The 23248-nt window shown below is 73.4% G+C and carries 20 protein-coding genes; 14 read left to right on the top strand and 6 right to left on the bottom strand.

Annotation, left to right across the window (positions count from 1 at the left end):
- The first annotated feature begins 1 nt into the window (after position 1).
- The 4 genes from pcaG to KBY32_RS00780 all read left to right on the top strand — a co-directional run bounded on the left by pcaG (position 2) and on the right by KBY32_RS00780 (position 3888).
- Entirely contained in the window at positions 2–607 is a 606-nt protein-coding gene (pcaG, locus tag KBY32_RS00795) for a protocatechuate 3,4-dioxygenase subunit alpha (RefSeq protein WP_210978441.1), read from the top strand.
- Positions 604–1902: a 3-carboxy-cis,cis-muconate cycloisomerase gene (pcaB, locus tag KBY32_RS00790; protein ID WP_210978440.1), complete on the top strand. Its 1299-nt coding sequence runs from the start codon at positions 604–606 to the stop codon at positions 1900–1902. Before pcaG ends, pcaB begins: the two co-directional genes overlap by 4 nt.
- Positions 1899–3032, top strand: a complete 1134-nt coding sequence (gene pcaD / locus KBY32_RS00785; RefSeq protein ID WP_210978439.1) for a 3-oxoadipate enol-lactonase — start codon at positions 1899–1901, stop codon at positions 3030–3032. Before pcaB ends, pcaD begins: the two co-directional genes overlap by 4 nt.
- A 64-nt stretch (positions 3033–3096) precedes the next feature.
- Entirely contained in the window at positions 3097–3888 is a 792-nt protein-coding gene (locus KBY32_RS00780; RefSeq protein WP_210978438.1) for an SDR family NAD(P)-dependent oxidoreductase, read from the top strand.
- 7 nt (positions 3889–3895) lie between these two features.
- Here the strand turns inward: KBY32_RS00780 and KBY32_RS00775 are convergent, their stop codons facing one another.
- Positions 3896–6565, bottom strand: coding sequence for an AAA family ATPase (locus KBY32_RS00775; protein ID WP_210978437.1), 2670 nt, complete (start codon positions 6563–6565; stop codon positions 3896–3898).
- A 319-nt stretch (positions 6566–6884) separates the two neighbouring features.
- Here KBY32_RS00775 and KBY32_RS00770 point away from each other — a divergent pair, with 319 nt between their 5' ends.
- Positions 6885–7835: a DUF2510 domain-containing protein gene (locus KBY32_RS00770; RefSeq protein WP_210978436.1), complete on the top strand. Its 951-nt coding sequence runs from the start codon at positions 6885–6887 to the stop codon at positions 7833–7835.
- 150 nt (positions 7836–7985) lie between these two features.
- Here KBY32_RS00770 and KBY32_RS00765 read toward each other — a convergent pair whose 3' ends face one another.
- Positions 7986–8600 (bottom strand): TetR/AcrR family transcriptional regulator, encoded by a 615-nt coding sequence (locus tag KBY32_RS00765; RefSeq protein WP_055619208.1) that lies wholly within the window; start codon positions 8598–8600, stop codon positions 7986–7988.
- 233 nt (positions 8601–8833) lie between these two features.
- Here KBY32_RS00765 and KBY32_RS00760 point away from each other — a divergent pair, with 233 nt between their 5' ends.
- A complete protein-coding gene (locus KBY32_RS00760) occupies positions 8834–9640 on the top strand; it encodes a phosphatase PAP2 family protein (protein WP_210978435.1) in 807 nt (268 codons plus the stop codon).
- The gene (locus KBY32_RS00755; RefSeq protein ID WP_210978434.1) at positions 9637–10602 is read left to right on the top strand and encodes a DMT family transporter; all 966 of its coding nucleotides are present in this window, start codon (positions 9637–9639) and stop codon (positions 10600–10602) included. Before KBY32_RS00760 ends, KBY32_RS00755 begins: the two co-directional genes overlap by 4 nt.
- A 48-nt stretch (positions 10603–10650) precedes the next feature.
- Here KBY32_RS00755 and KBY32_RS00750 read toward each other — a convergent pair whose 3' ends face one another.
- Positions 10651–12702 (bottom strand): phosphocholine-specific phospholipase C, encoded by a 2052-nt coding sequence (locus KBY32_RS00750; protein WP_210978433.1) that lies wholly within the window; start codon positions 12700–12702, stop codon positions 10651–10653.
- 251 nt (positions 12703–12953) lie between these two features.
- On the opposite strand from KBY32_RS00750, the gene KBY32_RS00745 reads away from it, so the two are divergent.
- From KBY32_RS00745 to KBY32_RS00735, 3 genes are read left to right on the top strand one after another with little or no spacing between them, the layout of a single operon-like run.
- Positions 12954–14024: an aromatic ring-hydroxylating dioxygenase subunit alpha gene (locus KBY32_RS00745; RefSeq protein WP_210978432.1), complete on the top strand. Its 1071-nt coding sequence runs from the start codon at positions 12954–12956 to the stop codon at positions 14022–14024.
- Positions 14021–14191 carry a hypothetical protein gene (locus KBY32_RS00740; protein ID WP_107096642.1) on the top strand — a complete coding sequence of 57 codons (171 nt, stop codon included), beginning with the start codon at positions 14021–14023 and terminating at the stop codon, positions 14189–14191. The genes KBY32_RS00745 and KBY32_RS00740 overlap by 4 nt, the downstream gene beginning before the upstream one ends.
- Positions 14188–15126 carry a PDR/VanB family oxidoreductase gene (locus KBY32_RS00735; RefSeq protein WP_210978431.1) on the top strand — a complete coding sequence of 313 codons (939 nt, stop codon included), beginning with the start codon at positions 14188–14190 and terminating at the stop codon, positions 15124–15126. The genes KBY32_RS00740 and KBY32_RS00735 overlap by 4 nt, the downstream gene beginning before the upstream one ends.
- Positions 15127–15141: 15 nt before the next feature.
- Here the strand turns inward: KBY32_RS00735 and KBY32_RS00730 are convergent, their stop codons facing one another.
- Positions 15142–15930 carry an IclR family transcriptional regulator C-terminal domain-containing protein gene (locus KBY32_RS00730; protein WP_210978430.1) on the bottom strand — a complete coding sequence of 263 codons (789 nt, stop codon included), beginning with the start codon at positions 15928–15930 and terminating at the stop codon, positions 15142–15144.
- A gap of 157 nt (positions 15931–16087) precedes the next feature.
- On the opposite strand from KBY32_RS00730, the gene KBY32_RS00725 reads away from it, so the two are divergent.
- The 4 genes from KBY32_RS00725 to KBY32_RS00710 are packed head-to-tail and all read left to right on the top strand — an operon-like array spanning position 16088 to position 19452.
- A complete protein-coding gene (locus KBY32_RS00725; RefSeq protein ID WP_210978429.1) occupies positions 16088–17056 on the top strand; it encodes an ABC transporter substrate-binding protein in 969 nt (322 codons plus the stop codon).
- Positions 17057–17069: 13 nt separating this feature from the next.
- Positions 17070–17843 (top strand): ABC transporter permease, encoded by a 774-nt coding sequence (locus KBY32_RS00720; protein WP_055619215.1) that lies wholly within the window; start codon positions 17070–17072, stop codon positions 17841–17843.
- On the top strand, positions 17840–18619 hold the full coding sequence (locus tag KBY32_RS00715) for an ABC transporter permease (protein WP_210978428.1): 780 nt from the start codon (positions 17840–17842) through the stop codon (positions 18617–18619). Before KBY32_RS00720 ends, KBY32_RS00715 begins: the two co-directional genes overlap by 4 nt.
- A 20-nt stretch (positions 18620–18639) precedes the next feature.
- Positions 18640–19452, top strand: a complete 813-nt coding sequence (locus tag KBY32_RS00710) for an ABC transporter ATP-binding protein (protein WP_210978427.1) — start codon at positions 18640–18642, stop codon at positions 19450–19452.
- Here the strand turns inward: KBY32_RS00710 and KBY32_RS00705 are convergent.
- Both KBY32_RS00705 and KBY32_RS00700 read right to left on the bottom strand, forming a co-directional pair.
- On the bottom strand, positions 19421–21598 hold the full coding sequence (locus KBY32_RS00705; RefSeq protein ID WP_210978426.1) for a discoidin domain-containing protein: 2178 nt from the start codon (positions 21596–21598) through the stop codon (positions 19421–19423). The two genes, KBY32_RS00710 and KBY32_RS00705, sit on opposite strands and share 32 nt — an antisense overlap.
- Before the next feature lie 46 nt (positions 21599–21644).
- Entirely contained in the window at positions 21645–23246 is a 1602-nt protein-coding gene (locus KBY32_RS00700) for a glycoside hydrolase family 13 protein (protein WP_210978425.1), read from the bottom strand.
- Positions 23247–23248 lie beyond the last annotated feature (2 nt).

Below are 23248 nucleotides of genomic sequence, written 5' to 3'. Positions count from 1 at the left end.
CGTGACGACGACCGACGCGGACGGACCGGGCGGCGTCCTGCCCACGCCCTCCCACACGGTGGGCCCTTTCTACGGCTACGCGCTGCCCTTCCCCGGCGGCGAGGACATCGCCCCGCTCGGGCACCCCGACACCATCACCGTGCACGGGTACGTCCTCGACGGCGCGGGCGCTCCCCTGCCGGACGCGTTCCTCGAACTGTGGGGCGCCGGCCCGGACGGGAACATCCCCACGGCCGACGGCTCGATGCGGCGCGACCCGGCGAACGGCGGCCATCTGGGGCGCAACGGCGTGGAGTTCACCGGCTGGGGCCGGACGCAGACCGACGCGGACGGACACTGGTACGCGCGCACCCTGCGCCCCGGCGCCCGCGGCGCGAGCGCCCCGTATCTGAGCGTCTGCGTGTTCGCGCGGGGTCTGCTGGTGCACCTGTTCACCCGGCTCTATCTGCCGGAGGACACCGCGGCGCACGCTGCGGACCCGCTGCTCGCCGGGCTGCCCCCGGAGCGACGCGCCACGCTGGTCGCGCGGGACGAGGGCCGTGCCACGTACCGTTTCGACATCCGCCTTCAGGGCGAAGGCGAGACGGTCTTCCTGGAGTACCAGTGACTTCTGCCGAAACCGGCGACAGCGGTCTGCTCGCCCCCGGGTGGACGGGTTCGGCGGCGGCCCGCGCGACCGGCGACACGGCCTTCCTGCAGGCCCTGCTGGACGCGGAGGCCGCCCTGACCCGCGCCCAGGCGGCCCTGGGCCTCGCCCCGGAGGAGGCCGCCCGGGCGGTGACCGGCGCGGCGGACGCGGACCGCTTCGACGCGCGGGCGCTCGCCGAGGAGGCACGCGCGGGCGGCAACCCGGTCATCCCGCTGGTCGGCGCGCTCACCCGGGCCGTCGGCGAGGAGCACGGCCCCTACGTCCACCGGGGCGCGACCAGCCAGGACATCATGGACACCGCCCTGATGCTGGTGGCGGTGCGCGCCCTCGGTCCTGTCCTCGCCGACCTGGAGCGCACCCAGCGGGCGTTCGCCCGGCTGGCCGCCGCGCACCGCGACACCGCGCTGCCGGGCCGCACCCTCACCCAGCACGCCGTCCCGACGACGTTCGGGCTGAAGGCGGCCGGGTGGCGGGCGCTGGTCCTCGACGCGCGGGACCGCACGACGGCCGTACGGGACACGCTGCCCGCCCAGCTCGGGGGTGCCGCCGGGACGCTGGCGGTGTTCGGGGCGTACGGGGCTGCCGACCCGATCGCGCTGCCGACGGCCTACGCCCGTGAACTCGGGCTGCGCGCGCCGGAGTTGCCGTGGCACACGCTGCGCACCCCGGTCGCCGACCTGGCGGGCTGCCTGGCGTTCACGGCGGGCGCCCTCGGGAAGGCCGCCGTGGACGTGCTGACCCTGTCGCGCACCGAGATCGCCGAGGTCGCCGAGGGCAGCGGCGGCGGTTCCTCCGCGATGCCGCACAAGTCCAACCCCGTACGGTCCACCCTGGTCGTCGCCGCCGCCCGGCGGGCGCCGCAGCTCGCGGCCACCCTGTACGGGTCGCTGGTCGCCGAGGACGAACGGCCGGCCGGCGCCTGGCACGCGGAGTGGGAGCCGCTGCGGGATCTGCTGCGCCTGGTGGGCGGCGCCGCCCGGGACGCCGCCGAGCTGGCGGAGGGGCTGCGGGTGCGCCCGGACGCGATGCGCGCGAACCTGGACCTCACCGGCGGGGCGGTCGTCTCGGAACGGCTGTCCGCCGAACTCGCCCCGGTTCTGGGCCGCGCCCGCGCCAAGGAGCTGCTGACCCGGCTGGCCGCGGAGGGGCGCCCGCTCGCCGAGGCCCCCGAGCTGGCGGACGCCGACCTCGACCCGACGCACTACACCGGCTCCGCCGGAGCCCTCACCGACCGTGCCCTGGAGCGACGTTGACCCTTCTCCATCACCGCGCCGACGGCCCCGCCTCCGCGCCCCCGCTGCTGCTCGGACCCTCGCTCGGCACCTCGTACGCGCTGTGGGACGCGGTGGCGCCCGAGCTGTCGCCCACCCACCGGGTGATCCGCTGGGACCTGCCCGGGCACGGCGGCTCACCCGCCGGTCTGCTCAGTCCCAAGGCGACCGTCGCCGACCTGGCCGGCCTGGTGCTCACGCTCGCCGACTCCCTCGGCATCGAGCGGTTCGCGTACGCGGGTGTCTCGCTCGGCGGTGCCGTCGGGCTGCATCTGGCCGTCCACCACCCCGAGCGGGTCACCTCGCTGGCCGCGATCTGCTCGTCGGCTCACTTCGGCGGCTCCGCGCCCTGGGAGGAGCGGGCCGAGCGGGTACGGCGGGAGGGGCTGGCGGGACTCGCCGACACCGCCGACGCCCGCTGGTTCACCACCGGGTTCACCGTGCCCCGGCTGGTCCGCGACCACCGGGAGGCCGACCCCGCCTCCTACGCCGCCTGCTGCGACGCGCTGGCCGCGTTCGACCTGCGCGATCTGCTGGACCGGATCACCGCGCCCACCCTGCTGGTCGCCGGCCGCGAGGACCCGGCGACCCCGCCCGCGCATCTGCGGGCGATCGCGGACGCCGTGCCGGGTGCCGCGCTGGTCGAGATCCCGGGCGCCTCGCATCTGGCCCCCGCCGAACGGCCGGAGGCCGTGCTCACCGCGCTGCGCGCCCACCTCGGCGGCGACGGGCGGCGGGGCATGGCGGTGCGCCGCGAGGTGCTGGGCGACGCGCACGTGGACCGGGCCCAGGCCCGCCAGACCGCGTTCACCGCCCGTTTCCAGGACTTCATCACGCGCTACGCCTGGGGCGAGATCTGGACCGACCCGACGCTCAGCCGGCGCGAACGCAGCATGATCACCCTGACGGCGCTGGTCGCGCACGGCCATCACGAGGAGCTGGCCATGCACGTCCGCGCGGCCCGGCGCAACGGTCTGACGCCGGACGAGATCGGCGCCGTGCTGCTCCAGACGGCCGTGTACTGCGGGGTGCCGGCCGCGAACGCCGCGTTCGCCGTCGCCCAGCGGGTGCTGTCCGAGAAGTCCGACGCGGACGCCGGCACCGCCGGGTGACCCGGGCGGCCGTACACCGGGCCGCGGCGCGCGCGTGCCGTCCGGCGTGCCTACGGTTGAGGGCATGTCCACGCTGCTGCTCACCGGCGCCACCTCGGGCCTCGGCCGGTACGTCGCCTTCGAACTGGTCCGTGCCGGGCACCGGGTGCTCGCCCACGGGCGGGACGCCGACCGCACGGAACGCCTCGTCGAGGAGCTGCGCGCGCACGGGGAGGCCGACGGGTATGTGGCCGATCTGGCCTCGCTCGGCCAGGTGCGGGAGCTGGCCGCGCACGTCGCCGGCGACCACCCGGAACTGGACGTCCTCATCAACAACGCGGCCATCGGCGGCGGCCCGGACCCCACCCGCCGGGAGCTGAGCGCCGACGGCCACGAACTGCGGCTCGCGGTGAACTGTCTGGCGCCGGTGGTGCTGACCCGCGCGCTGCTGCCCGTGCTGCGCGCCAACGCCCCGGCCCGGATCGTGAACGTCGGCTCGGCGGGCCAGGAGCCGCTGGACCCCGCCGACCCGGAGATGACCCGCGGCTACGACGGCGTGTCCGCGTACTGCCGCAGCAAGTTCGCCCTGGCGGTGCACACCTTCGTCCTCGCCGACGAGCTGGCCGGCACCGGTGTGTCGGTGAACGTGGTGCACCCGGCGACGCACATGGACACCGCGATGGTCCGCGACAGCGGCTTCGCGCCCCTCCACACGGTCGCCGACGGCGCCCCCGGTGTCGTCGCGCTCGCCACCCGGGATCTGGGCTCTGGCGGCTACTTCGAGGGGACGTCACCGGCCCGGGCCCACCCGGCCGCCTACGACCCCGGCACGCGGGCGCGGCTGACCGCGATCACCGAGCAGCTGCTGAGCCTGTGACCGGACCTCAGAGCAGACCGGTGGCCAGCGCGGCCTCGGCCTGGAGCACCAGCCCGTCCGCGCCGCAGGAGCGGGCCAGCGTCAGGCCGCGCCGCAGTTCCGTGGCGGAGCGGGCGGCCAGGCCGTACTCGACGCGGGCGACGGCGTGCTCGTACTGGCAGGGTGACGCCTCCAGATAGGCGACGGCCCGCTCGGCCAGGCGCACGGCCCGCTGCCCGGTCTCCAGGGCCGCCGCGCAGCGCAGGGCCTCCCCGATCGCGGTGTCGGTGCCCAGCCGCTCGGCGTGCCGGCGGACCTCGGCGGCCAGCCGGGCGGCCCGCGTGGGGTCCTCGTTGGCGAGGGCGCGGGCGAGGTCGACCGCCCAGGGGACCAGGACGGGGTTGTGGTGGCCGCGGACGGCCGCCGCCTTCTCGGCGGCCTCCAGTTCGTTGATGCCGTCCTTGGTGCGGCCCACGGCGAGCAGCAGCCGGCCGCGGACCGAGCGCGGGTCCGGCAGCACGATGGTGGACGGGTAGGGCGGGGCGAAGCCGTACCGCTCGGCGATGTCCCAGGCCTCCTCGACATGGCCGCGGGCGAGCAGCGTGTCGACGAGGTTGCAGGTCGCGGACCAGTGCAGCGGCAGCCGCCGGCCGACGCGCTCGGCGAACGCCAGCGACTCGCGCAGGGACTCCTCGGCCTCCCGGAGCCTGCCGCGTCTGCGGTGACCGAGCCCGACGTAGGCGTGGGCGAGGGCGAGGTGGCCGCCGCTCCAGCCGACCGACTCGTAGGCCCGCAGCGCCTCATTGTAGAGGGTTTCGGCGCGGTCGAGGCGGTCGGTGAAGGCGTAGGCGCTGGCCAGCATCATCGGCAGCTCCAGGCCCCACTCGGGGTCGGTCCAGCCGAGGCCGGGGGCGAGACGGCCGTTGACGAGGGCCCGGTCGCACAGCTCGGCGACCTCCTCGGCGTTCTCGCCGCGCGCCATGGCGTCGAAGCCGCGCAGGATGAGCAGGGCGCGCTCGGAGTTGTCCCGCCCGGTGCAGGTGGCGGCCAGGTCGGCGAGGCGGGCGGAGCGTCCCGGTGAGGCGGCCTCGCCGTGGATGCCCTCCCACATGAACTGCACGGCCTGGAGCCGCAACCGGGTGGGTCCGCTCTGCCGGGCGGCCTCCGCCTCGACGGTGCGGACGGCCTCCTCCAGCTGGTCGTTGTGGAGCAGGGCCTGGGACAGGCGGTAGACGGCGTCGACGCGTTCGTCGCCGTCCAGGCCGGGCAGGGCGAGGGCCCGTTGCAGATGGTCGATGGTGACGGCGGGCGCGGTCAGCAGGGTGGCGCAGCCGAGTTCGTGCAGCACATGGGCGTGGATCTCGGCGCGGGGCGGCTCCACCAGGGCGCGCTCCAGACAGCGGCGCGCCGCGTCGGGGGCGCCGACGGCCAGATGCTCGCGGGCGGCCTCGCGCAGCTGCTCGACGAGTTCCTCGTCGCCGTCGGGGTGGACCTCCAGGAGGTGGCGGGCGGCGACCGCGGCACCCCGGCCGTTGTCGGTGACGACACGGGCGGCGATGCCGTGCATGGCGGTGCGCAGCGCGTCCGGGATGGAGTTGTAGACGGCGGTGGCGATCAGCGGGTGGACGAACTGGAACTCGCCGTCGTCGGGCTGCGCCCCGGCCGGGTCGGGTTCGGTCAGTATGCGGGCGCTGCGCAGGAGTGCGGCGCAGCGCACGGCGTCGTCGACGCCCATCGTGGCGAGTTCGGCGACCAGGTCGACGGTGATGCCGGTGCCGAGGATGGCGGCGGCCCAGGCGAACCGGGTGGCCTCGATGCCGAGGGTCTCCAGGCGGGCGACGAGGCCGCCGCCGCGCGCCGCGCGGTTGAGGGCGCGCAGCTCGCCGGCGGCCGCCTCGGTCGGCTCGAACTCGTTCTCCTGGACCTTGGCGAGGAGTTCGACGGTCTCGTACGGGTTGCCGCCGGTGACGGCCCAGACCTCTCGGCAGAACGGCCCGTCGGCGTGGGCGCCGAGGGTGGCGCGGGTGAGTCCGGCGGTGGCTTCCGGGGTGAGGGCGCTGAGCGTGGAGACGGAGTCGCCGGCGTCGGCGATGGCGTCGAGGTGGCGGGCGCTGTCGCCGCTGACCTCGCCGGGGCGGCGGGCCACGACCACTAAGACGTTCTGCTCGTCGAGGCGTTCGCTGAAGGCGGCGAGCCAGCGCAGGGTCTCCTGGTCGGCCCAGTGGGCGTCGTCGATCAGCAGCACCAGCGGCCACTCGCGCCGGGCGAGCCGGCGGACGGCGGCGACCAGTCCGTCGCACACGCCCTGCGGGTCGGCCTGGCGGTCGCCGGGTTCCGCTATCCCGAGGGCGGGGCCCGCGATGTCGTACCAGTCGCCGAGGTACTCGCGGGCCTCCTCGGGCATCAGCGACAGGAGCGCGGGCTGGAGCAGCTGCCGTACGACGTTGAAGGGCACGGAGCTGAGGGTCTCGCCGCCGCGGGCGGACCAGACGGTGCAGCCGCGGGCCTCGGCGATACGGCGGGTTTCGGCCAGCAGGGCGGTCTTGCCGAGGCCGGCCTCGGCCCGCAGCACCAGCAGGCTGCCCGAGGAGGTCTCGTCGGCGCACAGCCGGTCGAGGGCCCGCCCGATGGCGGCGACCTCCTCGTCGCGCTCCCAGAGGGAGGCCGAGGCGGCCTGCGTGGGCCGTGCCTCCGTCATCGCGCTACCTCCCCAAGTCGCCCGGACGGCGTACCGAACCCGAGCGTAGTCCTCCGGCGGACGGAATGGAGAGCGGTCGGGGGACCTGTTGCCGCGACGGGTGACGGCGGGTGCGGGCGGGCGACGCGCAGGGCCCGCGACATGGCCCGTATCGACTGAATGACAGTCAAATTCCGGTCAGGGAACGGCAGTCGGGGATCGGCGGCCTCCGTGGACGGCCGGGCTCCCCGGGCTCGTCGCGGAGGTTCCGGACCGGGCGGGGCGGCGCGGGGGCGGGCCCTCTCATCCGGCTTTCACCCGCACCTCATACGGTGGGCCCATGACGCAGGTGACTCCTCCCGGCTGGTACCCCGACCCAGGCCGGCACAGTGACGGCCCGCCCACCGAGCGCTGGTGGGACGGCAACGCGTGGACGGACCAGGTCCGGGCCGCGGGGACGGCCGCCACGGCGGGCCCGCCGGCCGGCGGGGCGTATCCGGCGTACCCCGTGCACCCCGGGTATCCCGGTGTGCCCGCGCCCGGCGCGCGGCGCGGGCTGCGCACCGGGATAGCCGCCGGCGTGGCGGCGGTGGTCCTCGCGTGCATAGGCGTCGGCGTGTACGCGCTGACGGCCGAGGACGGCCCGGACGGCACGGCGGCCGGTTCCCGGGAGGTGCCGGGCCGCCCTGACCTGCCCGAGGGCCCCGGCGGGGAGTCGGGCGGGCCGTCGCAGGCCCCGGAGGGGTCCGGGCCGCCGAAGGTGGAGAGCGGTTCGGTCGCCGACCCGCTGAACGGCATCAGCCTTCCGGTGCCGGACGGCTGGTACGGGCAGCAGATCCGCTTCGGCGCGCAGGTGGCGTCGAAGGACACCTATCCGTGCCCGGCGCAGACGTCCGAGACCTGCATGAAGGGCGGCGCGTACTCGGCCCCGGCCAGGGAGCTGGGCACGGCGGGCGACACTCCCGAGAAGGTCGCCAAGGCGGACATCGCGGAGAACGCGAAGGAGTCGTACGGCACCGGCTACGGAAAGATCACCTCGCACAAGGTGCTGGCGTCGAAGGCGGTGACCGTGGCCGGACGCAAGGGCTATCTGGTCCGCTGGCAGGCGGTCACCAGCAAGGGCTCGGACGGCTATGTCGAGTCGCTCGCCTTCCCCTCACCGGCCTCGGACGGCAAGGAGATCGTCGTCGTCCGTCTCGGTGTCGACGCCGACGAGGGCCAGGCCGTCCTCGACGAGATCGCGAAGGGCATCGAGGTGTCCTCGGGCGGCGGCCCCGGCCAGGACGTGTGAGCCCGGCGCCTCTGATGTGACTCGGCCGGGTGGGGCGGCCCCTCCGCTCAAGGGGCACCCCACCCGGCCGGGTGGTGCGCGCCGCCCCCGTCCCCACGGTGCGGCGCTTCAGGTCGCCGTCCAGTCATCCCGCGGACGGCGGCCTGGGTCTCAGGTGAGTCCGAGCGTGGGCAGCACGGCGGCCTCCACGAACCGGACGATGTACTCGGGGTCGGCGTCCTTGCCCTCCAGGACGGGACGGGCCCGCAGCACGCCGAAGATCTGCGCGGGGATGTAGTCGAGCGCCGGGTGGTCGGCGGGCACCTCGCCCCGTTCGACGCCGCGCCGCAGGATCTGCCGGAGCGCGTCGATCTCGGGGTCGATGAGCGCCTCGCGCAGCGCCGTGCGCAGCTCCTCGTCCTCGGTGACGGCGTGACCGAGGGCCTGCAGCAGCCGGGTGTCCTTGGCCGACCAGGCGCCCGCGGCGCGGGCGGCCTCCCGCAGGTCGTCGGCGAGGGAGCCGGTGTCGATGCCGTCGAAGCGGGTCTGCCGGCTGGCCCGCAGGGCGGCCGCGACGAACTGCGGCTTGGTCCGCCACTGCCGGTAGAGCGTGGCCTTGCTGCACCGTGTGCTGGCGGCGACGCCCTCCATGGTCACGGACTCGTACCCACAGGCCCGGATCTGATCGAGGACGGCGTCGAAGAACTCCTGCTCACGCTCCCGCGTGATCTTGGAGCGGCGCGAGGCGGCGACCGTGTCCGGTCCGTCCGCGGCCTGCGACGTCATCTGCTCGTCTCCTCGGTCCGGGTGCGGCTCCCGCGGTCGGCGGGGCCCGCCTTCCCGTGTGTCGCACGTCTATCGATACGCCACTGTACCGGAACGCTGGCGTATCGGTACAGTGGCGTATCGGTACAGTCCCGTTTCGGAACGGGCACGTATCGATGAGTTCGCCGAGCCGGAGCAGTCCCCAGCCCGACAAGCTCGCCCAGCACCACCTACGTCAGCGAAGGGGCCGGGGGATGAATGCCCGCACCGAGCCTTACCGGAAGGAGGCCGCGCCACCGCGGCCACCGCTGGTCCGCGAGCTGCTGCTCGTGGCCGGGTTCTTCCTCGCCTACAAGGCCGGCCGCCAACTGACCACCGGCCACACCGGCGAGGCCTTCCGCAACGCGGACCGGCTGTGGGACCTCGAACGCGCCGTCCACCTGCCCGGCGAGGGCGCGGTGCAGCACCTCCTGCTGCACGGCGACACCCTCATACGCCTGGCCAACACGTACTACGCGAGCGTCCACTTCCCGGCGACCCTGGCCTTCCTGGTCTGGCTGTATCTGCGGCGCCCGGCGCACTACGTCTGGGCCCGACGCGTCCTGACGGCCGTCACCGGCGCCGCCCTGCTGCTGCATCTCGCGTTCCCGCTCGCCCCGCCGCGGCTGCTCGCCGCGACCGGCCTGCTGGACACCGCCCGCCTCTACGGCCCCTCGGTGTACGGCCCCCCACAGACCGACCAGCTCTCCAACCAGTTCGCGGCGATGCCGTCGCTGCACTTCGGCTGGGCCCTGATGGTGGCGGTCGGCCTGATCGCGGCCACCCGGTCCCGGTGGCGGGTGCTGTGGCTGCTGCACCCCGCGCTGACCCTGCTGGTCATCGTCGGCACGGCCAACCACTACTGGCTCGACGCGATCGCGGCGACGGCCCTGCTGGGTCTCGCGCTCGCGCTGGTCCCCCGGCCCGGACGCACGGCCACCACGGCGGGCCGGCTCCTCCCGGCGCAGCGCCGGGGAGAGACCGCGGGCCGCGACGCCGTCCTCGCGGGAGCGGGACGATGACCGCCACCGTGCTCGCCGTCGTGCTCTCCCTGGTCTCCGCCGTCGCCTACGCCGCCGCAGCCGTCGCCCAGGAGCGGCTCGCCTCCCGCAGCGCCGGCACCGGCCTGCTACGGCTGCTGGGCTCCGGCGCCTGGTGGGGGACGGTACTGCTCAACGCCACCGGCGCCCTGCTGCACGTCATAGCCCTGAAGTACGGCCCGCTGACGGTGGTGCAGCCGCTCGGCGCGCTCACCCTGGTGGCCGCCGTGCCGCTGGGCGCGCGGCTCGCGGGCCGCCGGGTCCGCGCGGTGGAGTGGCGGGGCACCGCGCTGACGCTGACCGGTCTGGCCGTGATCCTGGTGATGGCGTCCGGCCCCGCGCCCGACGACGTGCTGAGCACACCGGAGGCGATCGGGGTCGCGGCGGTGACGGTCGCCCTGACCGGGATGCTGGCGTGGCCGGGCGCCCGGCCGGGACTGCGGCACGCGACCGCGTCCGGCTTCACCTCCGGCGTCGCCTCGGCCCTCACCCAGACGGTGACGGTGGCCGCCACCGACCACTCCGCCCCGGTGCTGAGCCTCCAGGTCACCGGGGTGGCCGTCCTGGTGGCCGCGCTCGCGGCGGGCGGGCTGCTGCTGTCCCAGACCGCCTACCGGGGCGGCCTGGGCGCCCCGCTCGCGGTGGTCACCCTCGCCAATCCGCTCGCGGCCGCCGTGATCGGCCTGGTCCTGCTCGGCGAACGGCTGCGGGGCGGTCCGGCCGGTGTGCTGGCCGCCGTGGCCGGGGCGGGCCTGGCGTCCTGGGGTGTGGTGCTCCTGACCCGCGCCACACCCGCACCGGCCGTCCCCGCGGAAGCCTCATCCTCGGTTGCGGACGAGGCGCACCCGGTGGCCGCCGTCCTGGCCCTGGAGCCGGAGTCGGCGGCCCCGGAACGGGTGGTGGTGCCCCGGCAGCCGGGCCCGGGACACCTGACACCGCTCTGAACTCGCTCTCCGGTCGATCTGCTCGGTGAGACTCGCTCTCTGAACGATCTACTCGGTGAGCGTCGCCGGGTCGCTCACCCCCGGCCGCCCGTTCTCCACGTGTCCGGCGAACCGCCTCAGGAACGCGCGGTCGCCGTCGGCGGTCACCGTCAGGTCGTACCAGCGGCGGCTCGCCGCCAGGCCGAAGACCCGGCGGACGGTGACGCCGGGCCGTACGGTCACCGTCGCGGGCCGGCCGCCGTACCCGTCGGCGATCCGCAACCGGACGCTCGACCGGCCCGCGTTGGTGAACCTCAGCTCGATGTCGTCGCCCCGGTGCCGGGCGGTGACCTCGGGCCCGGCGACCGTGTTCGTGCCCCGGAAGGCACGGAAGAAGCCGGCCGGCCCGTGCACGGTGAGGTCGTAGGATCCGTTCGAGTACGCCGAGTTCCAGGTGTCGTCGATGTCCTTGCCCGCCTCGGTCGTGTACATCCACGGGCCGTCGGCGCGATTGCCCGAGGTGACGTGGAAGGCGGCGCCCGCCTTGGCGCCGGAGGCGAACGCGAGCCGGAAGGTGCCGGCCGCCGCGTCGACGCGGCCGTCCACGGACGGGGCGTACTTCAGCGGGCGGCTGGGGCGCAGCCCGCGCTCCTGCCGGGGCAGGCCGCCCTCGGTGGGAGGCGTCGGCCGGTAGTCGGGGTGCCGCTCCCGGTCCGGCGGCTCGTAGGCGTCCGTGTCCGGGAGTCCGGCGGGGCGGCTGTCCTTGCGGGAGAAGTCGAACGCCGAGGTCAGATCGCCGCAGACGGCCCGCCGCCAGGGTGAGATCTGGGGCTCCTCGACCCCGAAGCGGCGCTCCATGAACCGCAGGATCGAGGTGTGGTCGAACGTCTCGGAGCAGACGTAGCCGCCCTTGCTCCAGGGTGAGACGACCAGCATCGGCACGCGCGGGCCGAGGCCGTAGGGCCCGGCCGTGCGGGTGGCGTCGCCCGGGTAGAGGTCCAGTGTGACGTCGACCGTGGAGCGGCCGCGGGAGGCATCTCGCGGCGGGAGCGGCGGCACGACGTGGTCGAAGAAGCCGTCGTTCTCGTCGTAGGTGATGAACAGCGCCGTCCGCGACCAGACCTCCGGATTGGAGGTGAGGGCGTCCAGGACCCGTGCGATGTACCAGGCGCCGTAGTTGGACGGCCAGTTGGAGTGCTCGGAGAACGCCTCGGGGGCGGCGATCCAGGAGATCTTCGGCAGGGTGCCGGCCCGGACGTCGGCGCGCAGCCGGTCGAAGTAGCCGTCGCCGGCCTTGGCGTCGGTGCCGGTGCGGGCCTTGTCGTACCAGGGGTCGCCGGGCCGGGCCTCGCGGTACTTGTCGAAGTACAGCAGGGAGTTGTCCCCGTAGTTGCCACGGTAGGCGTCGCTGATCCAGCCCCAGGAGCCGGCCGCGTCCAGTCCGTCGCCGATGTCCTGGTAGATCTTCCAGGAGACGCCGGCCTTCTCCAGGCGCTCGGGGTACGTCGTCCAGCCGTAGCCGAGTTCGTCGTTGCCCAGGACGGGGCCGCCGCCGGTGCCGTCGTTGCCGGTGTGACCGCTCCACAGGTAGTAGCGGTTGGGGTCGGTCGAGCCGATGAACGAGCAGTGGTAGGCGTCGCAGACGGTGAACGCGTCGGCGAGGGCGTAGTGGAAGGGGATGTCCTCGCGGGTCAGATACGCCATCGTCGTGGTGCCCTTGGCGGGGATCCAGCGGTCGTACTTCCCGCCGCCGTACGCCTGCTGGCCGTCGGACCAGCCGTGCGGAAGCCCTTCCAGGAACTGCATGCCGAGGTCGTCGGCGTCCGGGTGGAACGGCAGGAGGTCCTTGGTGCCGTCGGACTGGTACCAGATGGGCTTGCCGTCGTCCCGCCGCACCGGCCGGGGGTCGCCGAACCCGCGGACGCCGCGCAAGGTGCCGAAGTAGTGATCGAAGGAACGGTTCTCCTGCATCAGGACGACGATGTGCTCGACGTCCTCCAAAGAGCCCGTGCGCTGGTGCGCCGGGATCGCGGCGGCCCGCTGGATGCTGCTCGACAGAGCGCTGAACGCCGTCGTGGCACCCGCGATCTGGAGGAATCTGCGCCGGTTGACTTCGGGCATGGGTGGAAGACCTCTTCCCATCGTGAGGGGTGATCCGGCCGGTCGGTGACAACGCGCGCGACAGGAGTGTTCCAGGGGCACCGAACGAGGGGGAAGGGTGCGATGGCGCCGGCGTGAAGGTGGGGGGTACGTGGGGTGCGGCGACGCGGTGTCCTCGCCCTGCCCTCCTTCCGTGAGGCGGAAGCCGTGTTGCCTCCGCCCGGGCCCCTTCCCGACGATGTCGCCACGACACCTAGACGGGAGCCGCTGCCATGCCGCACATGACCGCGTATGCCAGGAACCAGTGGTACGTCGCCGCCTACAGTCATGAAGTGGGGCGGGAGTTGCTCGGGCGGAGTGTCTGTGGGGAGACGCTCGTGCTGTACCGGACCAAGGACGAGGGGACGCCGGTCGTGCTGCACGACCGGTGTGTGCACCGCCGGTATCCGCTGTCCGAGGCGCCCACGCGGCTCGACGGGGACCGGATCGTGTGCGGGTACCACGGCTTCACGTACGACACGACCGGGACGTGCGTGTACGTGCCCGGGCAGAAGCGGGTGCCGCGGACCGCGCGCGTCGCCTCGTACCCGGTGGTGGAGCAGGACTCGCTCATCTGGGTGTGGATCGGGGACCCCGAGCTCGCGGACCCGGCCGGCATCCCGCGGGCCCGGCATCTGGACGCGCCGGGCTGGGTCACCGTGCGCGGGATGGAGCCCATCGACTGCGACTACGGACTGCTGGTCGACAACCTCCTCGACCTGTCCCACGAGACGTATCTGCACGGCGGGTACATCGGCACCCCCGAGGTCGCCGAGACGCCGATCACCACCGAGGTGGACGAGGGCGCGGGCATCGTACGGGTGAGCCGGCACATGGACGACGCCGAGTGCCCGCCGTTCTACGCCCGTTCGACCGGGATCTCGGGCCGGATCACCCGCTGGCAGGACATCGAGTACCACGCGCCCTGCCTGTATGTGCTGCACAGCCGGGTCGCGCCGGTCGGCGTGGTGCCGAACCCCGACGGCAGCGACCCGGACGCCTTCCACACCGAGGTCACCTACGCCATCACGCCCTCAGGGGACGGGACGGTGTACGACTTCTGGGCGGTGTCCCGGGACTGGGCGACCGAGGACGACGAGGTCACCGAGTTCCTGCGCGCCAACAACCACACCGTGGTGATGCAGGACGTCGACGCCCTCAACCTCCTCCAGCGGACCCTCGGCACCGAACGCCACGGCTACCAGGAGCTCAGCATCAACATCGACACCGGGGGCCTCGCCGCGCGCCGCATCCTCGCCCGGCTGGTCGAGGAGGGCGCGAAGCCCGAGGAGAAGGTCAAGTGAGCGGCCGCACCGGGGAGGTGTACCGGGTCGACTGGGTGCCGGGCACCGACCTGCTGCACGGGACCTGTCACTGCGGCCGCGAGCACCGCGCCGAGGACCCGGTGCGGATGTGGGAGTGGATGCTCGCCCATCCGCAGGGCCATCGGATGCCGGAGGACGACTCGTGACGGAGGCGTACGAGGCCGAACTCGTCGTCGAGGGGATCGAGTTCGCAGCCGACGGCGTGCTCGTCCTTCTGCTGCGCGACCCGTCGGGTGAGCCGCTGCCCGGCTGGGAGCCCGGCGCCCATGTCGACCTCCTGCTCCGGCCCGGGCTCGAACGGCAGTTCTCGCTGTGCGGTGACCCGGCGGACCGGACGCGGTGGCGGATCGCCGTCCTGCGGGAGCCCGCCGGGCGCGGCGGGTCCGCCCATGTGCACGACCGGCTGGGACCCGGCGACAAGGTGCGGGTGCGCGGTCCGCGCAACCACTTCCGGCTGGAACCCGCCCCCGCCTACCGGTTCGTCGCGGGCGGTATCGGCATCACCCCGATCCTGCCGATGCTGGCCGCGGCCGAGGCGGCGGGCGCCGAGTGGAGCCTGCTGTACGGCGGCCGCACCCGCCGGTCCATGGCGTTCACCGCCGAACTGGCCGCGTACGGCGGGCGGGTCACCCTGGCGCCCGAGGACGAGTGCGGGCTGCTCGACCTCGGTTCGGTGCTGGACGACCTTCCCGAGGGCACTCTCGTCTACTGCTGCGGTCCCGGTCCGCTGCTGGACGCCGTGGAGGGGCGCTGCCCGGCCGGCGCCCTGCGCGTCGAGCGGTTCCAGCCGCGCGATCAACCAGTCGAGGGAGACGGGGAGTTCGAAGTCGAGCTGGCCCGCAGCGGGCTGACCGTCACCGTCGGGCCCGGCGTCTCCGTGCTCGACGCCGTGCGGGCCGCGGGTGTCGAGGTGCTGTACTCCTGCACCGAGGGCACCTGCGGCACCTGCGAGACCGACGTACTCGACGGCACCCCCGACCACCGGGACTCCGTGCTCACCGCCGAGGAGCAGGAAAGCGGCGAGACGATGATGATCTGTGTGTCCCGGTGCCGGGGGCGGCGGCTGCTGCTCGATCTGTGAGCCGCCGCCCGGGCGCTACGGCCGGTGCGCGGGGGCCATCCTGAGGTCGGCCTCGATCGCGGCGGCCGTCGCGCGCAGCGGCGGCAGCAGATCGCGGCGTACGGCGTCGACGGTGTGCCGACCCGCGTGCACGGCGATGTTGACGGCGGCGACGACCGTGCCGTCGCGGTCCCGTACCGGGGCGGCGACCGACCGCAGCCCCTCCTCCAGCTCCTGGTCGACGAGGGCGTAGCCCTGCGCGCGGACCCGGTGCAGCTCCGCGCGCAGGGCCGCCAGTGTCGTGAGGGTGCGGGCCGTCAGGGGTTTCAAATCGGCGCGATCCAAGAGTTGTTCGGACTCGGTCTCCGGCAGGTGCGCCAGGATCACCCGGCCCACCGACGTGACATGGGCGGGGAAGCGGGTGCCGACCGTGATGGACGCCGTCATGATGCGCCGGGTGGGGACGCGGGCGACGTACACGATGTCGTCGCCGTCGAGGACGCACAGCGACGACGACTCCCGTATGCGCGCGACGAGTTGCTCGAGGTGCGGTTCGGCGATCTCGGGCAGGGTGTAGCTCGAGAGGTAGGAGTAGCCGAGTTCCAGCACCCGCGGGGTGAGCCGGAAGTGGCGGCCGTCCTGGTGGACATAGCCCAGGTCGGCGAGGGTCAGCAGCAGCCGGCGGGCGGCGGCGCGGGTCAGGTCGCAGGTCTGGGCGACCTCGCTGAGCGTGCGGACGGGATGGCCGGCGTCGAAGCAGCGGATCACGGCCAGGCCGCGCTCGAAGGACCTCACGAAATGCGGTGCGCGGGCGTCGGCTTGCACGGCGCCACCTCCAAAATGTCAACAATGTTGTCAGCAACCCATTGACCGGATCCGGTGGAAGCTTCTACCTTCCCGCTGGGTGAAGTCGCGCACTACTGTGCGCGGTGCGCACAACCTGTCGGAACACCGTTGCACCGTTGTCTGTACAGGAGGAGCCATGCGTCGTCTGTCCGCCGGTCTCACCGCCGGCGCCCTGCTGCTCGTCGCGACGGCCTGTGGCTCGTCCGGCGACGAACCGTCCAAGGGGGGCGGGTCGTCCGGCGGGGTCACGACCGTGAAGGTCGGACTCATTCCCATCGTCGATGTCGCCCCGCTTTATCTGGGCCAGAAGAAGGGCTTCTTCAAGGAGCAGGGCCTGGAGCTGGAGTTCACCACGGCGCAGGGCGGCGCCGCGATCGTGCCCGGGGTGGCGAGCGGTCAGTTCCAGTTCGGGTTCAGCAATGTGACGTCCCTGATGGTCGCGCAGTCCAACGGCGTTCCCGTGAAGGCGGTCGCCAACGGCATCGCCTCGACCGGCGAGCCCGGCGAGGACTTCGGCGCGCTGATGGTGAAGAAGGGCAGCCCTCTGAAGTCCCCCAAGGAGTTGGAGGGCAAGAAGGTCGCCATCAACACGCTGAAGAACATCAACGAGACGGCCGTCCGCGCCTCGGTGCGCTCGGCGGGCGGCGATCCCGACGAGGTGGAGTTCGTCGAGCTGCCCTTCGACCAGATGCCGGCCGCCCTGGACAAGGGGCAGATCGACGCCGCCATGGTGGTGGAGCCGGCGACCGCGACCATCAAGAGCCAGGACGGCGTGGAGATCGCCTCGCCGCTGGTCGACGTGGCGCCCGACCTCACCGTCGCCCTGTACTTCACGTCCAAGCAGTACGCGGAGCGCAACCCCGAGGTGGTCGAGAAGTTCCAGAAAGCCACCGCGCAGTCCCTCGCCTACGCCGACGCCCACCCGGACGAGGCACGCGAGACCATCACTACGTACACGAAGATCCCGGCGGAGGTGCTGGCGAAGGTCACCCTGCCGAAGTGGCCCGCCGAGCCCAACCGGGCGTCGATCGAGGCCCTGATGAAACTCGGCCGGTCGGACGGCCTGTTCAAGACCGACCCGAACCTCGACGAGCTGCTGCCGTGAGGGACACGGACCGGTGAGGGGGACGAACGCCGCACTCGGCGTGGCGGGGCTCGCCGGCTTCCTGGCGCTGGCGGAGGCGGCCCCCCGGCTCGGCCTGGTGGACGAGGAGTACGTGCCGCCGGCCAGCCGGATCGCGGTCGCGCTCGGCGACGAGGCCGGCGACCCCGCGTTCTGGACCGCGCTCGGCGACACGCTCACGGGCTGGGCGCTGGGGCTCGCGATCGCGTCCTGCGCGGGTGTCGTGCTGGGCGTCGTCCTGTCGGTCGTGCCGTACCTGCGGCAGGCCACCGCCTCCACCATCGAGTTCCTGCGGCCCATCCCCTCCGTCGCCCTCATCCCGCTCGCGGTCCTGCTCTACGGTTCCGAACTGCGCTCGGTGCTCCTCCTCGTCGTCTACGCGTCCTTCTGGCAGGTGCTGATCCAGGTCCTGTACGGCGTCCAGGACGTCGACCCGGTCGCCGAGGAGACGGCACGGTCGTACGGGCTGGGCACCTGGGCGCGGATCCGGTACGTGCTGTGGCCGACCGCGCTGCCGTATGTGATGACCGGGGTGCGGCTCGCCGCCGCGGTCGCGCTGATCCTCGCCATCACCGCCGAACTGGTCATCGGGGCACCGGGGCTGGGTCAGCGGATCGGGGTGGCGCAGACCTCGCAGGCGGTGCCCGAGATGTACGCGCTGATCGTGGTGACGGGCCTGCTGGGGCTCGTGATCAACGTGGGGGCGCGGGCGGTGGAGCGCCGGGCGCTGGCCTGGCACCAGTCGGTGCGCGGGGAGGTGGCGGTGTGACCCGGGTGCTGCTGCGGCTGATCCTGGCGGGCGCGCTGCCCGCCCTGCTGGTCGTCGTGTGGTGGGTGGCGTCGGCGGGCAGCACGGATGTGTACTGGCCGCCGCTGCGGACGATCCTCTCGGCCTTCCCGGACGTGTGGACGCCGGAGCGGCTGGGCGCCGACGTGCTGCCCAGCGTGTGGCGGCTGGCGGCCGGTTACGCCCTGGCGGCGGTCGCCGGGGTGGCGCTGGGCACGGTGATCGGCTCGCACCGGCGGGTGCGGGCGGTGTGCGAACCGGTGCTGGAGTTCCTGCGCGCGGTGCCGCCGCCCGTACTGGTGCCGGTCATCATGCTGTTCGCGGGGATCGGCGACACGATGAAGGTCGCGGTGATCGCGAGCGGCTGTGTCTGGCCGGTGCTGCTGAACACCGTCGAGGGCGTCCGCGCGGTGGACCCGGTGATGGCGGAGGCGGCACGGTCGTACGGGATCAGGGGGGTGGCCCGACTGCGGAGCCTGGTGCTGCCGTCGGCGAACCCGCAGATCTTCGCGGGGCTGCGCCAGGCGCTGTCCATCGGGATCATCCTCATGGTGATCAGCGAGATGTTCGCCGCCAGCAACGGACTCGGTTTCACCATCGTGCAGTTCCAGCGCGGTTTCGCGATCCCGGACATGTGGACCGGCATCCTGCTGCTCGGGATGCTGGGCGTGGTGCTGTCGGTCCTCTTCCGGCTGGTCGAGCGGCGGGTGCTCGGCTGGTACCACGGTCTGCGCGACGCGGCCCGGCGGTCGCCGTGAACCTTCAGAAAGGGCGTTCCATGCTGGACGTACGGGGTCTGCGGAAGGTCTACGAGGGCTCGGGACGGCGGGTGGAGGCGGTCCGCGACCTGACCTTCGCCGTCGACCCGGGCGAACTGGTCTGTCTCGTCGGCCCGTCGGGCTGCGGCAAGACCACCCTGCTGAAGTGCATGGCGGGGCTGCTCGCGCCGACCGGCGGCGAGGTGCTGCTGGAGGGGCGGCGGGTCGACGGGCCGCCTCGCGGGATGGCGTTCGTCTTCCAGGAGTACGGGCGCAGTCTGTTCCCGTGGATGCGGGTCGGCGAGAACGTCGAACTGCCGTTGCGGCAAAAGGGCTTGGGTAAAACGCGCCGCCGGGTGCTGGTGCGGGACGCGCTGGAATCGGTGGGGCTCGCGGACGCGGCCGGCGCCTACCCCTGGCAGTTGTCCGGCGGGATGCAGCAGCGGGTCGCGATCGCGCGGGCGCTGGCGTACGAGCCCCGGGTGCTGCTGATGGACGAGCCGTTCGCCGCCGTGGACGCGCAGACCAGGGCCGATCTGGAGGACCTGGTCCGGCGGCTGTGGCGGGAGCGCGGCATCACGATCCTGTTCGTCACCCACGACATCGACGAGGCCGTGTATCTCGGCGAGCGGGTGATCGTGCTGTCCGCGTCCCCGACGGTCGTACGCGAGCAGCTGACGGTCGATCTGCCCGCCGAGCGGGATCAGTTGCACACGCGGGTGGACCCGCGCTTCGCCGGTCTGCGCACCCGTGTGTACGAGCAGATCCAGGCGGCGAAGCGCGGGGACGTGCCGGATGTGCTCACGAAATCGAGTACGCCTCCACCTCGCTGAACTGGGCGGCGGGCCAGCCGGTGTTCGCGCTGACGGAGAGCCGCAGATGGCGCAGGCTGGTGCCGGCGGGCAGGGGGATGGTGACCGTGTTGCCGGTGGCCGGGTCGAAGCGGTGGCCGGTGGCGCCGACGACCGTGGAGTACGTCGAGCCGTCGGTGCTGCCCAGGACCGTGACGGTCTGGGTGCGGGCGCCCCAGGCGGCGGACGGGGGCAGCTTCAGCACCAGCCTGCGGACCGTCCGGGACGAGCCGAGGTCGACGGTGAGGGCCTGCGGAAAGGCGTGGTTGGCGGACTCCCAGTAGGTGCCGGCGTCGCCGTCGACGGCCTTGCCGGGTGTGTAGACGTCCTGTGAGCCGGTGGCGGTGGCCGGGCGGCCCTTGGCGAGGTTGCCGGACTCGCCGGGGTCCGGGTCCGGGTTGCCCTGGCCGGGCTGCGGCCAGGTGGAGCAGTCCGACCAGGTGCTGCTCCAGCCGGAGTTGCCGCCTCCGTCGGTGAGGGCGAAGGTGCCGGAGCCGGCCGGGTAGGGGCAGTTGTAGACGCCCGCTGCGCCGACGCCGGTCGCCGTGACGTTGCGGAAGGTGGCGGCGCCCGGGGTCTCGGCCTGGACGACGACCGTGCCGGTGTTGCGGACGGTCGCCCCGTCGACGGTGACGTTCTTCGCCGCGAACCCGCGTCCGCCGCCGGAGACGAACTCGAAGGCGCTGTACGGACTGTCGGTGACGGTGGTGTTCGTGATCCGGACCTGTGCCTCGATGGCGCTGTCGTAGCTGTCGACCCGCAGGGCGCCCATCGGGTGGTTCCAGTTGGGGTTCATGGCGCCGGTGCGGACCAGGGTGTTGCCGTCGACGGTGATGGTGCCGGACAGCGGGTGGAACGGGTCGAGGAACTTCTGGTTGGAGATCGCGATGCCGCTGCCGAGCGCGTTGGTGTCGGAGATCAGGTTGCCGCGGACGGTGATGTCGGTGCCGCCGTAGATCGCGATGCCGTTGGCGAGGTTCGGCTGGGTGATGGTGTTGTTCTCGAAGCTGCTGCCGACGTCCGGCGCGTTCAGCGACCACATGGCGAGCGCGTCGTCGCCCTGGTTGCGCAGGAAGTTGTGGCGGACCTTCACTCCGCGCGCGTTGCCGTTGAGGTTCAGGCCGTCGGCGGTCATGTCGAGGAAGCGGTTGTTCTCCACGACGAGGTTGTCGTTGGTGCCGGTCAGCCAGAGGCCGACCTTGAGGTGCTGCAGCCACATCCCGGAGACGGAGCTGTTCGGCCCGAGCGAGCCGTTGACGAAGTTGTCGGGGTTGGAGTCGACGCGCTCGGTGACCTCGCCGATCACGGCGAAGTCCTTGATGTGGACGTTGCCGGAGGAGCCCGTCTGGTCGATGAACCGGGAGGAGCGCACGATCGAGTGCCAGTGCCCGGCGCCCTGGAGGGTCACGTTCTGCACGCCGCTGAGCGACGACGTCAGCCGGTACTCCCCCGGCGGGATCCACACCACCCCGCCCCGCGCGGCGGCGACGGCGTCCCGGAAGGCCTGCGTGGAGTCGCCCTGGCCGGTGGGATCGGCCCCCTTGGAGACGACGGACACCGATCCGGCGGGCTGCCCTGCCGCGCCGGCGACCTGCTCGAAGTCGGCGACGTCCACGGTGACCTGGACCCCGGTCGCCTGGAAGGCCACCTTGTCGCCGGCCCGTACGTCCCGGCCGAGGAGCAGCCGCGCGTTGTCGTAGAAGTGGTGGGTCTTCGAGCCGGTGATCCAGCCGGTGTCGACGTACGAGTACTTCGAGGTGACCGGAAGGGTCTTGGCGAGCTTCTGGCCGTTGACGTAGACGTCGAGCGTGCCGGACTGGCCGTCCGGGACGCTGTAGGCGAGGTTCACGGCGTTGGCGGCGCGCGGGACGGTGAACTCGACGCGCTGACCGGCGCCGAGGCGTACGGCCCGGCGTCCGGACGCCTCGGAGGCGAGCGTGCCCTGGGTGAGGTCCGGTCCGATCGCGGTTCCGGTCGTGGTGGCGGACTCGGCCTCCACGGAGGTGAACGGCAGGTCGGCCCCGGCCGCCGCGTGGGCGGCGGGGGCGGTGACGGTGACCAGGCCGGCGGCGAGCGCGACGGCCACCGCGACTGGCATGAGCCTGACACTCGTACGGGTGGGGTGCATGGGCTGATCCCTTCGTGGGGGGGTGACGGGATAGCGGGAGGCGGTCTCAGGCGCGCAGCCAGACCGCGGTGTCCTGGGGCAGCCGACCGTCGGCGTCCAACGGGGCGCTGGACAGGAGGAGTTCGGTGTGCGCGGGCAGGTCGGCGGGGGTGTCCGACAGATTGACCACGCACAGGGCGCCGGAGGCGCGGGCGAAGGCGAGCACGCCGTCGGACGACGGCAGCCAGGTGAGGGGTCCGTCGCCGAACTCGGGGCGCAGGGCGATGGCCCGGCGGTACAGGGTGAGCATGGAGCCGGGGTCGTCCGCCTGGCGGTCGGCGGCGTACGCGGCCCAGCCCTCCGGCTGCGGCAGCCAGGGCTCCGCCTGGGCGCCGAAGCCCGCGTACGGCTCCTCCGCCCCCCAGGGCAGCGGCACCCTGCAGCCGTCGCGGCCCGGGTCTGTGCCGCCGGAGCGGGCGTGCATCGGGTCCTGGATGCGGTCGAGGGGGATGTCCGCCTCGGGCAGGCCCAGTTCCTCGCCCTGGTAGAGGTAGACGGACCCGGGCAGCGCCAGGGAGAGCAGCGCGGCGGCGCGGGCGCGGCGGGTGCCGAGGGCGAGGTCGGTGGGGGTGCCGAACGCCTTGGTGGCGAAGTCGAAGCCGGTGTCGGCGCGGCCGTAGCGGGTGACCGTGCGGGTGACGTCGTGGTTGCACAGCACCCAGGTGGCGGGGGCGCCGACCGGGGCGTGCTCGGCGAGGGTGGTGTCGATCGAGGTCCGCAGCCGCTCCGCGTCCCACGGGCAGGACAGGAACGAGAAGTTGAAGGCGGTGTGGAGTTCGTCGGGGCGCAGATAGCGGGCGAACCGCTCGGCGTCGGGGAGCCAGACCTCGCCGACGAAGACGCCGTCGTAGGCGTCGGCGACGGCCCGCCAGGAGCGGTAGATGTCGTGCAGCTCGTTGCGGTCGACGTAGGGGTGCGGGTCGGGGGCGGAGGCGAGGTCGGGCAGCTCCGGGTCCTTGGCGAGCAGGGCGGCGGAGTCGATGCGGACGCCGGCCACGCCCCGCTCGAACCAGAAGCGCAGGATGTCCTCGTGTTCCTGGCGGACGGAGGGGTGGGCCCAGTTGAGGTCGGGCTGTTCGGGGGTGAACAGGTGCAGGTACCACTCGCCGTCGGGCAGCCGCGTCCAGACGGGGTCGGTGGAGCCGACGAACTCCGACGGCCAGTCGTTGGGCGGTAGGGAGCCGTCGGGGCCGCGTCCGGGCCGGAAGTGGAACAGCTCGCGCTCGGGGCTGCCGGGTCCGGCCTCGCGGGCGGCGCGGAACCAGGGGTGCTGGTCGGAGACGTGGTTGGGCACGATGTCGACGATCGTGCGGATGCCGAGTTCACCGGCCTCCGCGATGAGCTTCTCCGCCTCGGCGAGGGTGCCGAAGGCCGGGTCGATGGCCCGGTAGTCGGCGACGTCGTAACCGCCGTCCTTCAGCGGCGAGACGTACCAGGGGGTGAACCACAGCGCGTCCAGGCCGAGTTCGGCGAGGTACGGCAGCCGGGCGCGGACGCCCGCGAGGTCGCCGGTGCCGTCGCCGTCGCCGTCCGCGAAGCTGCGGACGTAGACCTGGTAGATGACGGCGGAGCGCCACCACGGTGCGGCGTCAGGACGGGACTGTGCCACGG

Origin of the sequence: Streptomyces sp. RK62 (assembly GCF_018070255.1) — a bacterium.
Taxonomy (GTDB): domain Bacteria; phylum Actinomycetota; class Actinomycetes; order Streptomycetales; family Streptomycetaceae; genus Streptomyces; species Streptomyces nigra.
Note: the sequence above shows the minus strand (reverse complement) of the source record. Positions and strands in the feature narration are given on the sequence as shown.

What these genes read in the sequence shown, in the direction of transcription:
- KBY32_RS00780 (WP_210978438.1), top strand. Translation starts at nt 3,097, where the DNA reads ATGTCCACGCTGCTGCTCACCGGCGCCACCTCGGGCCTCGGCCGGTAC.
- KBY32_RS00775 (WP_210978437.1), bottom strand. Translation starts at nt 6,565, where the DNA reads ATGACGGAGGCACGGCCCACGCAGGCCGCCTCGGCCTCCCTCTGGGAG.
- KBY32_RS00770 (WP_210978436.1), top strand. Translation starts at nt 6,885, where the DNA reads ATGACGCAGGTGACTCCTCCCGGCTGGTACCCCGACCCAGGCCGGCAC.
- KBY32_RS00765 (WP_055619208.1), bottom strand. Translation starts at nt 8,600, where the DNA reads ATGACGTCGCAGGCCGCGGACGGACCGGACACGGTCGCCGCCTCGCGC.
- KBY32_RS00760 (WP_210978435.1), top strand. Translation starts at nt 8,834, where the DNA reads ATGAATGCCCGCACCGAGCCTTACCGGAAGGAGGCCGCGCCACCGCGG.
- KBY32_RS00755 (WP_210978434.1), top strand. Translation starts at nt 9,637, where the DNA reads ATGACCGCCACCGTGCTCGCCGTCGTGCTCTCCCTGGTCTCCGCCGTC.
- KBY32_RS00750 (WP_210978433.1), bottom strand. Translation starts at nt 12,702, where the DNA reads ATGCCCGAAGTCAACCGGCGCAGATTCCTCCAGATCGCGGGTGCCACG.
- KBY32_RS00745 (WP_210978432.1), top strand. Translation starts at nt 12,954, where the DNA reads ATGCCGCACATGACCGCGTATGCCAGGAACCAGTGGTACGTCGCCGCC.
- KBY32_RS00725 (WP_210978429.1), top strand. Translation starts at nt 16,088, where the DNA reads ATGCGTCGTCTGTCCGCCGGTCTCACCGCCGGCGCCCTGCTGCTCGTC.
- KBY32_RS00710 (WP_210978427.1), top strand. Translation starts at nt 18,640, where the DNA reads ATGCTGGACGTACGGGGTCTGCGGAAGGTCTACGAGGGCTCGGGACGG.
- KBY32_RS00705 (WP_210978426.1), bottom strand. Translation starts at nt 21,598, where the DNA reads ATGCACCCCACCCGTACGAGTGTCAGGCTCATGCCAGTCGCGGTGGCC.